The sequence below is a fragment of the Methylibium sp. Pch-M genome (assembly GCF_004136295.1).
GTDB classification, from domain to species: Bacteria; Pseudomonadota; Gammaproteobacteria; order Burkholderiales; family Burkholderiaceae_C; genus Methylibium; species Methylibium petroleiphilum.
On record NZ_CP029606.1, the window covers coordinates 404,391 to 416,612 of the forward strand.

Annotated in this window: 12 protein-coding genes; 5 read left to right on the top strand and 7 right to left on the bottom strand. The window is 67.5% G+C overall.

Features of this window, described 5'->3' with window-relative positions; genetic code table 11:
* Nucleotides 1–115: 115 nt before the first annotated feature.
* From trxA to C1M51_RS01895, 5 genes are all read left to right on the top strand, one after another.
* On the top strand, nucleotides 116–445 hold the full coding sequence (trxA, locus tag C1M51_RS01875; RefSeq protein ID WP_011828882.1) for a thioredoxin TrxA: 330 nt from the start codon (nucleotides 116–118) through the stop codon (nucleotides 443–445).
* Between the two features lie 238 nt (nucleotides 446–683).
* Nucleotides 684–1,946, top strand: coding sequence for a transcription termination factor Rho (gene rho / locus C1M51_RS01880; protein ID WP_036229752.1), 1,263 nt, complete (start codon nucleotides 684–686; stop codon nucleotides 1,944–1,946).
* Nucleotides 1,947–2,070: 124 nt separating this feature from the next.
* Entirely contained in the window at nucleotides 2,071–2,331 is a 261-nt protein-coding gene (locus C1M51_RS01885) for a type B 50S ribosomal protein L31 (RefSeq protein WP_036229732.1), read from the top strand.
* A gap of 73 nt (nucleotides 2,332–2,404) precedes the next feature.
* Nucleotides 2,405–4,168 carry a hypothetical protein gene (locus C1M51_RS01890; RefSeq protein ID WP_129447976.1) on the top strand — a complete coding sequence of 588 codons (1,764 nt, stop codon included), beginning with the start codon at nucleotides 2,405–2,407 and terminating at the stop codon, nucleotides 4,166–4,168.
* Nucleotides 4,165–5,544, top strand: coding sequence for an MATE family efflux transporter (locus C1M51_RS01895; RefSeq protein ID WP_129447977.1), 1,380 nt, complete (start codon nucleotides 4,165–4,167; stop codon nucleotides 5,542–5,544). The genes C1M51_RS01890 and C1M51_RS01895 overlap by 4 nt, the downstream gene beginning before the upstream one ends.
* Here C1M51_RS01895 and phoR read toward each other — a convergent pair.
* From phoR to pstS, 7 genes are all read right to left on the bottom strand, one after another.
* The gene (gene phoR / locus C1M51_RS01900) at nucleotides 5,487–6,869 is read right to left on the bottom strand and encodes a phosphate regulon sensor histidine kinase PhoR (protein ID WP_129447978.1); all 1,383 of its coding nucleotides are present in this window, start codon (nucleotides 6,867–6,869) and stop codon (nucleotides 5,487–5,489) included. The two genes, C1M51_RS01895 and phoR, sit on opposite strands and share 58 nt — an antisense overlap.
* A 29-nt stretch (nucleotides 6,870–6,898) precedes the next feature.
* On the bottom strand, nucleotides 6,899–7,600 hold the full coding sequence (phoB, locus tag C1M51_RS01905; RefSeq protein WP_011828876.1) for a phosphate regulon transcriptional regulator PhoB: 702 nt from the start codon (nucleotides 7,598–7,600) through the stop codon (nucleotides 6,899–6,901).
* A 19-nt stretch (nucleotides 7,601–7,619) separates the two neighbouring features.
* Nucleotides 7,620–8,327 (bottom strand): phosphate signaling complex protein PhoU, encoded by a 708-nt coding sequence (phoU, locus tag C1M51_RS01910; protein WP_011828875.1) that lies wholly within the window; start codon nucleotides 8,325–8,327, stop codon nucleotides 7,620–7,622.
* Between the two features lie 16 nt (nucleotides 8,328–8,343).
* A complete protein-coding gene (pstB, locus tag C1M51_RS01915) occupies nucleotides 8,344–9,129 on the bottom strand; it encodes a phosphate ABC transporter ATP-binding protein PstB (RefSeq protein ID WP_011828874.1) in 786 nt (261 codons plus the stop codon).
* 13 nt (nucleotides 9,130–9,142) lie between these two features.
* Nucleotides 9,143–10,027, bottom strand: a complete 885-nt coding sequence (gene pstA / locus C1M51_RS01920; protein ID WP_129447979.1) for a phosphate ABC transporter permease PstA — start codon at nucleotides 10,025–10,027, stop codon at nucleotides 9,143–9,145.
* Complete coding sequence (pstC, locus tag C1M51_RS01925; protein WP_049820778.1) at nucleotides 10,024–11,001, bottom strand: phosphate ABC transporter permease PstC; 978 nt, start codon at nucleotides 10,999–11,001, stop codon at nucleotides 10,024–10,026. Before pstC ends, pstA begins: the two co-directional genes overlap by 4 nt.
* Nucleotides 11,002–11,130: 129 nt before the next feature.
* Complete coding sequence (pstS, locus tag C1M51_RS01930) at nucleotides 11,131–12,171, bottom strand: phosphate ABC transporter substrate-binding protein PstS (protein WP_129447980.1); 1,041 nt, start codon at nucleotides 12,169–12,171, stop codon at nucleotides 11,131–11,133.
* Between the last annotated feature and the right edge of the window lie 51 nt (nucleotides 12,172–12,222).

The following is a 12,222-nucleotide window of genomic DNA, read 5'->3' on the forward strand; positions in this document are numbered from 1 at the left end:
CCATAGCGTGCAGGGCCGGCGCCGCACGGCGCGCCAGGGGGCCTTGTGTCAAAATCATTGTGCCCTGGAAGCTCGTGCGAACTGCGCACGACAGGCGGCAGTTGAAGGACCCATGATGGCCAGCGAACTGATCAAACACGTCTCCGACGCGTCGTTCGACGACGACGTGCTCAAGTCCGGTACCCCCGTGCTGGTCGATTACTGGGCCGAGTGGTGCGGCCCGTGCAAGATGATTGCCCCGATCCTCGACGAAGTCGCCAAGGATTACGGCAGCAAGTTGCAGATCGCCAAGATGAACGTCGACGAGAACCGCGACGTGCCGGCGAAGTTCGGCATCCGCGGCATTCCGACGCTGATGCTGTTCAAGGGCGGGCAACTGGCCGCCACCAAGGTCGGCGCCCTGAACAAGTCGCAGTTGACCGCATTCCTCGACGGCCACCTATAATCGCTGCAAACGTGCCGGGGCGAGGCCACCCGCCTGCCCCGAGCACCAGCGAGATTGCCGCCACGCTGCATCCAGCGCGTGGAGCCGGCTCCCCCTCCCAGATCACCCGTCCTACCGTCGATCGCATGTCGATCGACACCGACCGCGAGCGGTCCGGGCCCTATCCAGCGCCTGCGATCGCCCGACTCCGGTGGCGCCCGTTTTCCGGGCCGTCACGCTTGCCCCCGAGGTGCGCTTCATGCATCTATCCGAACTCAAAGCCCAGCACATATCCGAACTGATCAAGGTCGCCGAAACCTTGGAGATCGAGAACAGCGCCCGCATGCGCAAGCAGGAGCTGATGTTCGCGATCATGAAGAAGCGCGCCAAGCAGGGCGAGCAGGTGTTTGGCGACGGCGTGCTCGAGGTGTTGCCCGACGGCTTCGGCTTCCTGCGCTCCCCCGAGGCGAGCTATCTCGCGAGCACCGACGACATCTACCTCAGCCCCAGCCAGATCCGCCGCTTCAACCTGCACACCGGCGACATGATCGAAGGCGAGGTGCGCGTTCCCAAGGATGGCGAGCGCTACTTCGCCCTGGTGAAGGTGGACATCGTCAACGGCATCACGCCGGAGGAGAACAAGCAGAAGATCATGTTCGAGAACCTGACGCCCTTGTTCCCCAAGGAGCAGTTCAAGCTCGAGCGTGACATCAAGGCCGAGGAGAACATCACCAGCCGCATCGTCGACCTGATCGCCCCGTTGGGCAAGGGCCAGCGGGCGCTGCTGGTGTCGGCCCCGAAGAGCGGCAAGACGGTGATGATGCAGAACCTCGCGCACGCCATCACCGCCAACTACCCGGAAGTGCACCTGATCGTGCTGCTGGTCGACGAGCGGCCCGAGGAAGTGACCGAGATGCAGCGCACGATCCGCGGCGAGGTCATCAGCTCCACGTTCGATGAACCCGCCGCACGCCACGTGCAGGTTGCCGAGATGGTGATCGAGCGCGCAAAGCGCCTGGTGGAACTGAAGAAGGACGTGGTGATCCTGCTCGACTCGATCACCCGCCTGGCGCGCGCCTACAACAACGTGCTGCCCTCCTCCGGGAAGGTGCTGACGGGTGGCGTCGATGCCAACGCGCTGCAGCGCCCAAAGCGCTTCTTCGGCGCTGCGCGCAACATCGAGGAAGGCGGTTCGCTGACCATCATCGGCACCGCGCTGGTCGATACCGGCAGCCGGATGGACGAGGTGATCTACGAAGAATTCAAGGGCACCGGCAACTGCGAGATCCACCTGGATCGCCGCATGGCCGAGAAGCGCGTCTACCCGTCGATCCTGCTGAACAAGTCGGGCACCCGCCGCGAGGAACTGCTGCTCAAGCCGGAGATCCTGCAGAAGACCTGGATCCTGCGCAAACTGCTCTATTCGATGGACGAGATCGAGGCGATGGAGTTCATCCTCGACAAGATGAAGGCCACGAAGACCAACCTGGACTTCTTCGACATGATGCGCCGCGGCGGCTGAGCCCCTGGCCCAAGTCGTTGATGCATGGCATAATTTCAAGTTTTCGCCATGGCGGAAAGTGCATTGTGTGGCCGCAGTGGCAACGCAGCGTGGCTCCCGCACCCAGACCCTGCGAGGATTCGAGATGAAAGACGGCATTCACCCCAGCTACCGCGACGTGTGCTTCGTGGACCTCTCCAACGGTTTCAAGTTCGTGACGCGCTCGTGCGCCCAGACCCGCGAAACCGTCAAGATGGACGACGGCCGCGAACTGCCGCTGTTCAAGCTCGAGACCACCAGCGAATCGCATCCGTTCTACACCGGCACCCAGAAGAGCGTCGACTCCCTGGGCGGTCGCGTCGAGAAGTTCCGCAACAAGTTCGCGCACCTCGGCGCCAAGAAGTGACGGCGGTTCGCACGCGTGCAAAGGCAGCCTCGGCTGCCTTTTTTGTTGCCGACTCGGGCCCCGGGGCCGGGACATGCCGGGGCACCGCCAAGGTCGGTGCGCCTGCTTTACGTTCGCGGTCGCGGCTTTTGCTGCAAGATGCCGCGTCGTCGCCACCGCCCCTCCCGTCTTGAGCACCCCCACTCCCGCCCTCGTCTCGCAGCGTGCCGTCGAGCGCCTGCCGCGCAGCGCGCTGCTGCTGTTCTGTGCCGCCTATGTGCTGCCCGGCCTGTTCGGCCGAGATCCCTGGCGCAACGCCGATATCACCGCCTTCGGCTACATGTTCAGCCTGGCGCAGGGTGGCGCCGACCTGCTGTCGCCCTCGATCGCCGGGCTGCCGGCAGACGGCGCCCTGCTGCCGTATTGGCTCGGGGCATTGGGCATCCACTTGTTCGGCGGTGTGCTCGACCCGGCGCTCGCGGCCCGCCTGCCATTCGCACTGCTGCTGGTCGGCGTGCTGGTCTTCACCTGGTACGGCACCTATCACCTGGCAAGGACCGACAACGCCCAGCCGCTGCCGTTCGCCTTCGGCGGCGAGGCCAGCCCGGTCGACTACGCACGGGCCATCGCCGACGGCGCCCTGCTGGCCCTGATGGCCACGCTCGGCCTGCTGCAGCTGGGCCACGAAACCACGCCGGAGCTGATGCAGTTGTTCGCGGCAGCGCTGTTCTTCTATGCCATGGCGGCGAGTGTCTCGCGCCGCTGGGCGTCGCGCGGGGCCGTGCTGCTGGCCCTGCCGGTGCTGGCCGCCAGCGGCGCGCCGGCCATCGGACTGGGCTACGCGCTGGCCGGCGGCGTCGTCTGCCTGCGGTCGAGCTACCCCCTGGCCCGGCCGTTCTCGCTCTGGATCGTGGGGGCTGCTGCGCTGGCGTCCAGCATCGCGCTGGCGATCGGCGCGTGGGGCTGGCGGCTCGGCACGCCCGACGTCGGCCAGGTGATGCAGTTGCTGGCCTGGTTCGCCTGGCCGGCTTGGGCGATGGCCGGCTGGACGCTGTGGCGCTGGCGGGGCCACCTGATGCATCGGCACATCGCGGTGCCCGCCACCGCAGCAGCCGTCGCGCTGCTCGCCTGCATCGGCATGGGCGGCTCCGACCGGGCGCTGATGCTGGCCCTGCCGCCGCTGGCCGCGCTGGCCGCCTTCGCCTTGCCGACCCTGCAGCGCAGCGTGTCAGCCGCGATCGACTGGTTCTCGGTCGCATTCTTCAGCATCGCCGCCATCGCGGTGTGGGTCGTCTACGCCGCATTGCAGACCGGGGTGCCGGCCAAGACCGCCTCCAACGTTGCCCGGCTGGTGCCGGGCTACCAGAGCAGCTTCGCGTGGTTCCCGTTGCTGGCGGCCGTGGCCGGCACCCTGGCATGGCTGCTGCTGGTGCGATGGCGCACCGGTCGCCATCGCCCCGTGCTCTGGAAGAGCCTGGTGCTGCCGGCCGGCGGCCTGAGCCTGTGCTGGCTGCTGGCGATGACGCTGCTGCTGCCGGTACTGGACTACGCGCGCAGCGACCGCCCGCTGGTCGAGCGCATCGCCCAGCATGTGCCGAGCGACGCCTGCATCGCCACGGTCGGCCTGCCACGGGCCCAGCTGGCCGCGCTGGAGTACCACGGCGGCTGGCGTGTCGAGGCGCACCCGGTCGCGCCGCAGACCGGCTGCGAATTCCTGCTGACGACAGCGCGCGCGAACGCCGTGACTGCGACGCTGGCGCGGCCCGGCTGGAAGCTGCTGGCGCGCGAGCGCCGACCGACCGATCGCGCCGAGCAGACCGTCGTCTACCGGCGCGATCTCGCGAGCGCCGGCCGGTGAGCGGCGCGGGGACCACCGGACGCATCGCGCGCCACGCCACATCGATCCTGGTCGGCCAGGTGGCGGTGATCGGCTACACCGTGGCGGACACGGTGATGACCGGTCGCCACGACAGCACCGATCTGGCCGCGCTGTCGATCGGGGCAGCGGTCTACATCTGCGTCTACATCGCGCTGACCGGCGTGCTCCAGGCGCTGATCCCGGTGGTGGGCCACCATCACGGCGCGGGCGACCACGAAGGCGTCCGCCGCAGCTTCCAGCAGGGCGTGTGGCTGGCGCTGGCAATCGCACTGCCGGGCATGACTGTGCTGCTCTTCCCCGGCCTGGCGCTGAGCTGGGCCCAGACGGATGCGACGGTGCTCGAGCGCGTGCGGTCCTACCTCGGCTGGCTGGCCTGGTCGCTGCCGGCGGGCCTGCTATTCCGTGTCTACAGTGGCCTCAACCAGGGCCTGTCGCGGCCGCTGCTGGTCACCTTGCTCCAGCTGATGGCGCTGGGCCTCAAGCTGCCGCTCAACGCCTGGCTGATCTTCGGAGGCGCTGGCGTGCCGGCGCTCGGTGTGGCCGGCTGCGCGATCGCCACGCTGATCGTGCAGTGCACGCTGGCCGCCGTGGCCGCGCTGATGCTGATGCGTCATCCGGCCTATCGCGAAGTGCAGCTGTTCGCCCGCTGGTCGCGGCCGCGCTGGGACGCGCAGCGCGAACTGCTGCGGCTCGGCCTGCCCAGCGGGGCGGCACTGTTCTTCGAGGTGACCGGCTTCGCGCTGATGGCGGTGTTCATCGCCCGACTGGGCACCACGCCGCTGGCGGGACACCAGATCGCCGCCAACGTGGCAGCAGTGCTGTACATGCTGCCCTTGTCGATCGGCATCGCCACCGGCGCCCAGGCTGCGCAGGCCCTCGGTGCCGGCGACCGCGCGCAGGCGCGGCGCATCTGGCGGCGGGGCCTGTGGCTCGCACTGGCGCTGGTGGCAGTGCTCGGTGCACTGCTGGTCGGGCTGCGTGGCCCGCTCGCGCGCGCCTACAGCCCGGACCCCGCCGTGCAGGCCGTGGCCACCCAGCTGCTGCTGTTCGTCGCCGCGAGCCAGCTCGCCGACGCCACGCAATGCATTGCCTCCTTCGCGCTGCGCGCCTACCGCATCGCGCTGCTGCCGGCGTTGAGCTATGCGATCGGGCTGTGGGGCATCGGCCTGGCCGGCGGAGCCTGGCTCGCCTTCAGCCCGCCACCAGTCTGGCCGAACGCGCTGGCGGGCCCAGCCGCGTTCTGGCTGGCCAACGTGGTGGCGCTCGGCTGCGTCAGCGCGCTGCTGCTGGCCCTGCTTCAGCGCGTGTCGGCCGTGAGGTCGCCCACGGGGACCCCCGGGTCGCTGGCCGACTGAGGTGTCGTCGGCGTCGCCACGCAGCGCAGGCGCGCGGCCGGAAAGACGAGACGGAAGGTCGAACCCTTGCCGGGCTCGCTCTGCACGTCGAGCTCGCCGCCGTGGCGCTGCGCGACGTGCTTCACGATCGACAACCCCAGGCCGGTGCCGCCGGTGTCGCGCGAGCGGCTGCCGTCGACCCGGTAGAAGCGCTCGGTCAGGCGCGGGAGGTGCTCGCGCTCGATACCCAGGCCGGTGTCCCTGACGGCGAACTCGCCGCTGCCGTCGGCCAGCCGGCGCCAGCTGATGTCGATGCGCCCGCCCTCGGGCGTATAGCGCACGGCGTTGTTCGCCAGGTTGGTGAGCGCGCTCAGCAGCTCCGTTTCGGCTCCGGCGATCTGAGCGCTGTCGTCGCCAGCCAGCGTCAGCGTGTGCCGACCCTGCGACAGCGTGCGGGCGTCGGCCTCAACCAGCTGCAGCAGCCGCGACACCGCGATCCAGCGGTCGGCGGCCGGACGCGGGCTGCCCTCGAGCTGCGCCAGCGTCAGCAGGTCGCTCACCAGCGTCTGCATGCGCTGAGCCTGCTGGCTCATCAGCACGAGCACGCGACGCGACTCCACCTCGGTCAGCGGCAGCGTGCTCATGGTCTCGATGAATCCCGAGAGCACCGTCAGTGGCGTGCGGATCTCGTGCGACACGTTGGCCACGAAATCACGGCGCATGGCGTCGGCCCGCTCGCGCTCGGTGATGTCCTGCGACAGCACCAGCTTCATGCCCTCACCATAGTCGCGCACCAGGACCGACAGCGTGCCCAGGCCGTTCGGGCTGGGGAAGACCACCGCCTCCCGGTAGACGCCGGCCTGCAGGTAGGCCACGAAGGCCGGCGCGCGCACGAGGTTGGTGATGCGCTGCAGCCGGTCGCGCCGCGGGTCGAGGCCGAAGTGCGAGGCCGCGACCGAATTGCACCAGTCGATCTGCCCGTTGACGTCGAGCATCAGCACGCCGTTCGGCGAGGCCTCGATCGCGTCGAGAAACTGTGCGAGCCGCGCCTTCTCCTGCACCGTGCTGCGCTCACGCGCCCGGATGCCGCGCTCGACGCGGTAGGCGATCTCGCCCCAGAAGCCGGCGTCACGCGGCGCGTCGGTGTCCTGCGAGCCGCGCAACCAGGCGATCAGCCGCGCGCCGCGCAGGGTGTCCACGGCGGCGACCAAGCCGATCGCCAGCGTGCCACCCAGCAGGGCACCCAGGATCGGCGCGCGCACCGCTGCGCCGGTCACATAGCCGACCGTTCCGCCCAGCAGCAGCGCGACGAGGCAGGAGAAGAGGCGCGGTAACAACCAGGTCAAGTGGACTCACCCCGCGGGTGGCCGGCCGATCAGGCCGCGGCGGCCGCCATCTGCTGCGTCAGGCGGTAGCCGGCGCCCCGCACCGTCTCGATCATCGTCGAGCAGGCCACCGGCGCCAGCGCTTCACGCAGGCGCTTCACGTGCACGTCGACCGTGCGCTCCTCGATGAAGACATGGTCGCCCCACACGCGGTCGAGCAACTGGGCACGGCTGTGCACCCGCTCGGGGTGCGTCATGAGGAAATGCAACAGACGGAACTCGGTCGGGCCGATCTTGACTTCCTGCTCGCCGCGCGCCACACGGCGCGTCGACGGGTCGAGCCTCAGCACGCCGAGTTCGACAGCGCTGTCGAGCGCCTCCGGCGCCTTGCGGCGCAGCACGGCGCGGATGCGCGCCATCAGCTCGTGAGTGGAGAACGGCTTGGTCAGGTAGTCATCGGCGCCTGCGTCGAGGCCGGCGACCTTGTCGCCCTCCTCCGCGCGCGCGGTCAGCATGATGACCGGCAGCTCCTTGGTGCGGCTCTCGCCGCGCCAGCGCTTCGCGAGCGCCAGGCCCGACTGGCCCGGCAGCATCCAGTCCAGGATCACCAGATCGGGCAGCACGCTGTCGATCGCGAGCTGCGCCTGGTCGGCGGTGGCCGCGATCGTCACTTCGTAGCCGGCATGCCGCAGGTTGATCGAAATCAGTTCGGCGATCGCCGACTCGTCTTCCACCACCAGCACTCGGCTCATCGTTCGCTCCTTGTGAGGGTCACTTGACCATCGACTCCACGGTCTCGACGGGGTTGTGGCGCACGTCCATGCCCTTGACGATGTAGATGATCTGCTCGGCCAGGTTCTTGGCATGGTCGCCCACGCGCTCGATCGCCTTCGCCACGAACACCAGGTCGATGCTCGAAGAGATGGTGCGCGGATCTTCCATCATGAAGGTGATCAGCTTGCGCATCAGGCCTTCGAACTCCTGATCGATCTGGTCGTCCTGCTTGATCACCTCGATCGCCTTCTCCACGTCGAGACGGGCGAAGGCGTCGAGCGACTTGCGCAGCAGCGCGATCGCCAGCGTGGCCTCGAAGGACACGTCGGAGACCGGCAGCCGCAGGCGGCTCGACACGCCGGTGTTGACCAGCCGCTGCACGGTGCGTGCCACGCGCGCCGCCTCGTCGCCGACACGCTCGAGGTTGCCGATGGTCTTGCTCACGGCGGTGAGCAGGCGCAGGTCGCGCGCGGTCGGCTGGCGCCGCGCGATGATGCTGGAGAGATCGCGGTCGATGTCCAGTTCCATCTGGTTGACCTTCTCCTCCTGCAGCAGCACCTGGCTCGCCGTCTCGCTGCTGAAGTTGGTCAAGGCGTACATCGCCTGCGCCACCTGGGACTCCACCAGGCCGCCCATCTCGAGCACGCGCGTGGAGATGCCGCTGAGTTCGCTGTCGAACTGCGTCGAGAGATGCTTGTCGCTCATGTTCGTTCCCCCTGACTCAGCCGAAGCGGCCGGTGATGTAGTCCTCGGTGTCCTTCTTCTTCGGCTTCATGAAGAGCTCCGAAGTCGGGCCGAACTCGATCAGGTCGCCCAGGTACATGTAGGCGGTGTAGTCCGAGCAGCGCGCGGCCTGCTGCATGTTGTGCGTCACGATCACGACCGTGTAGTCCGACTTCAGTTCGTGGATCAGTTCCTCGATCTTGCCGGTGGAGATCGGGTCCAGTGCCGAACAGGGCTCGTCGAGCAGCAGCACCTCGGGCTTGATCGCGATGCCGCGCGCGATGCACAGGCGCTGCTGCTGGCCGCCCGACAGGCCCGAGCCACTCTGGCCCAGCTTGTCCTTGACCTCGTTCCACAGCGCCGCCTTCTTCAAGGCCCACTCGACGCGCTCGTCCATCTCCACGCGCGGCAGGGTCTCGAACAGCTTCACGCCGAAGGCGATGTTGTCGTAGATCGACATCGGGAACGGCGTGGGCTTCTGGAACACCATGCCGATCTTCGCGCGGATCAGCGAGACGTCGTCCTTGGAGGTCAGGATGTTGTCGCCGTCCAGCAGAATCTGGCCTTCGGCACGCTGCTCCGGATAGAGCTCGAACATGCGGTTGAAGGTGCGCAGCAGCGTTGACTTGCCGCAGCCCGACGGCCCGATGAAGGCCGTGACCTTGTTCTCGGGGATGTCGAGGTGGATGTTCTTCAGCGCATGGAAGTGGCCGTAGTAGAAGTTCAGGTTGCGCACCGCAAGCTTGGGCTTCTCGGTCACGGGCAGTTCGACTTTGACGTCCATGTCGAGTCCTTCTTCAGTGTTTGTTGCGGAACAGCACGCGCGCCAGGATATTGAGCACCAGCACGCCGATCGTGATCAGGAACACCCCGGCCCACGCCAGCTTCTGCCAGTTCTCGTACGGGCTCAGCGCGAACTTGAAGATCGTGACCGGCAGGCTGGCCATCGGCTGGTTCAGGTCGGTGGTCCAGAACTGGTTGGACAGCGCGGTGAACAGCAGCGGCGCGGTTTCGCCGGCGATGCGGGCAATGGCGAGCAGCACGCCGGTCATCACGCCGGCGCGGGCCGACTTCAGCGTCACGGTCATGATGACCTTCCACTTCGGCGTGCCCAGCGCATAGGCCGCCTCGCGCAGCGAGTTCGGGATCAGGCTCAGCATGTTCTCGGTGGTGCGGATCACCACCGGGATCACGATCAGCGCCAGCGCCATCACGCCTGCCCAGCCGGAGAAGCTCTTCATCTGTGCCACGACGACGGCGTAGATGAACAGGCCGATCACGATCGACGGCGCCGACAGCAGGATGTCGTTGATGAAGCGCGTGACGCTGCCCAGCCAGGTCTTCTGGCCGTACTCGGCCAGGTAGACCCCGGCCAGCACGCCGACCGGCGTGCCGACCGCCGTGGCCAGCGACACCATCAGCAAGGAACCGAAGATCGCGTTCGCCAGCCCGCCGGACTCGGCCTGCGGCGGCGGCGTCATCTCGGTGAACAGCGACAGCGCGAGGCCGCCGACCCCCAGACGCACCGTCTCGATCAGGATCCAGATCAGCCAGAACACGCCGAAGGACATGGCGGCCAGCGACAGCACCAGCGCGATCGCGTTGATGCGCTTGCGGCTGGCGTGCTTGCTCAGCCGCGAGGCCTGCAGCGCGGCAGCGGACGGACTTGCAATGCTGCTCATGAGCGGCTCCCTTCACCCTTCTTGAGCTGCGCCAGCAGCAGCTTCGAACAGGCCAGCACCACGAAGGTGATGAAGAAAAGGACCAGGCCCAGGTAGATCAGCGAGGCCTGGTGCAGGCCCTCGCCGGCCTCGGCGAACTCGTTGGCCAGGGCCGAGGTGATGCTGTTGGCTGCCTCGAACAGCGACAGCGAATTGAGTTGGTTGAAATTACCGATGACGAAGGTGACCGCCATCGTCTCGCCCAGCGCGCGCCCCAGGCCCAGCATGATCCCGCCGATGACGCCGGTCTTGGTGTAGGGCAGCACCACCTTGGACACCACCTCCCAGGTGGTCGAGCCGAGGCCGTAGGCGGACTCCTTGAGCATCGGTGGCGTGACCTCGAACACGTCGCGCATCACCGAGGCGATGAAGGGAATGATCATGATTGCCAGGATGATCCCGGCCGACAGGATGCCGATACCCACCGGCGGGCCGCTGAACAGCGTGCCCAGCACCGGCACGCCGTCGAAGGCGCCCTGCAGTGGCTGCTGCACGTAGGTCGAGAGGATGGGGGCGAACACCAGCAGACCCCACATGCCGTAGACGATCGACGGCACGGCAGCCAGCAGTTCGATCGCCACGCCCAGCGGCCGCTTCAGCCAGCCGGGCGAGAGTTCGGTCAGGAACAGCGCGATGCCGAAGCTCACCGGCACGCCGATCAGCAGCGCGATGAACGAGGTCATCACGGTGCCGTAAATCATGACCAGCCCGCCGTACTGGTTCTGAACCGGATCCCATTCGCTGCGCCACAGGAAACTCAGGCCGTATTCCTGGATGGCCGGCCCGGCGCCGATGATCAGCGACACGATGATGCCGACCAGCAGGCCGAGGGTCAGGATGGCTGCCGCATGCGCGAGCACCGAGAACACGGTGTCGGCCCAGGGCGCCGCCTTGCGCACGACCGGCGGCCGATCCTGCGGGTCGGATCGTTCCATCTTGTCTTGATCGGGGTACGGGGTTGCAGGCAGTGTAGCGGCCACGTCGCCTCCTCCTTCGTTGCAGCAACAGGGAGGCGCATGCGCACCTCCCCTCGAACCGACCCCTCCCGGGGCCGGCGTGGCAGGTCACTTGTAGGCGACGGCCTTGCCGGAGGCATCCTTGATGTTGTCCGCCCACAGCTTGCGGATCATCGTCTTGACGGTGTCGGGCATCGGCACGTAGTCGAGGTCGGCCGCCATCTTGTCGCCGCTGCTGTAGGCCCATTCGAAGAACTTCAGCGCGTTGGAGGCACTTTCGGGCTTGTCCTGCGACTTGTGCATCAGGATGAAGGTCGCGCCGGTGATCGGCCAGGCCTCCTTGCCCGGCTGCTCGGTCAGTACCTGGTAGAAGCTCTTGGCCCATTCCGCGCCGGCGGCGGCGGCTTTGAAGTTGTCCTCGTCCGGACCGACGAACTGGCCGTCCCTGTTCTTCAGCATCACGTAGGACATCTTGTTCTGCTTGGCATACGCGTACTCGACATAGCCGATCGAGTTCGGCAGGCGCTGCACGAAAGCCGACACGCCCTCGTTGCCCTTGCCGCCGGCGCCGGTCGGCCAGTTGACCGCGGTGCCTTCACCGACCTTGGTCTTCCATTCCGCGTTGACCTTGGACAGGTAGTTCGTGAACAGGAAGGTGGTGCCCGAACCGTCGGCGCGGCGCACCGCGGCGATCGAGGCATCGGGCAGCGTCACGCCGGCGTTGAGCGCGGCGATCGCGGGGTCGTTCCACTTGGTGATCTTCCCCAGATAGATGTCACCCAGCACCTGGCCGGTCAGCTTCATCTGGCCCGGGGCGATGCCCTTGATGTTGACGACCGGGACCACGCCGCCGATCACGGTCGGGAACTGCACCATGCCATCCTTGGCAAGCTCTTCGTCCTTCAGCGGCGCATCGGACGCACCGAAATCGACCGTCTTGGCCTTGATCTGCTTGATGCCGCCGCCCGAACCGATCGACTGGTAGTTGAGGCGCGCGCCGGTGGCCTTGTTGTACGCATCGGCCCACTTCGAATAGACCGGGGCCGGGAAGGAGGCGCCGGCGCCGGTGATGTCCTGCGCCGAGGCCGTGCCGGCCACGGCGACCAGCGCGACCGCCGCGAGGGTGGAGCGGAGGAAAGAAACGTTCATGAGCAGCCCTTTCGAAGCTTGGTGGATCGATGAGCCGCACTCTAGGCAGGC

What these genes read in the sequence shown, in the direction of transcription:
- trxA (WP_011828882.1), top strand. Translation starts at nt 116, where the DNA reads ATGGCCAGCGAACTGATCAAACACGTCTCCGACGCGTCGTTCGACGAC.
- rho (WP_036229752.1), top strand. Translation starts at nt 684, where the DNA reads ATGCATCTATCCGAACTCAAAGCCCAGCACATATCCGAACTGATCAAG.
- C1M51_RS01885 (WP_036229732.1), top strand. Translation starts at nt 2,071, where the DNA reads ATGAAAGACGGCATTCACCCCAGCTACCGCGACGTGTGCTTCGTGGAC.
- C1M51_RS01890 (WP_129447976.1), top strand. Translation starts at nt 2,405, where the DNA reads ATGCCGGGGCACCGCCAAGGTCGGTGCGCCTGCTTTACGTTCGCGGTC.
- phoB (WP_011828876.1), bottom strand. Translation starts at nt 7,600, where the DNA reads ATGAGCCGAGTGCTGGTGGTGGAAGACGAGTCGGCGATCGCCGAACTG.
- phoU (WP_011828875.1), bottom strand. Translation starts at nt 8,327, where the DNA reads ATGAGCGACAAGCATCTCTCGACGCAGTTCGACAGCGAACTCAGCGGC.
- pstB (WP_011828874.1), bottom strand. Translation starts at nt 9,129, where the DNA reads ATGGACGTCAAAGTCGAACTGCCCGTGACCGAGAAGCCCAAGCTTGCG.
- pstA (WP_129447979.1), bottom strand. Translation starts at nt 10,027, where the DNA reads ATGAGCAGCATTGCAAGTCCGTCCGCTGCCGCGCTGCAGGCCTCGCGG.
- pstC (WP_049820778.1), bottom strand. Translation starts at nt 11,001, where the DNA reads ATGGAACGATCCGACCCGCAGGATCGGCCGCCGGTCGTGCGCAAGGCG.
- pstS (WP_129447980.1), bottom strand. Translation starts at nt 12,171, where the DNA reads ATGAACGTTTCTTTCCTCCGCTCCACCCTCGCGGCGGTCGCGCTGGTC.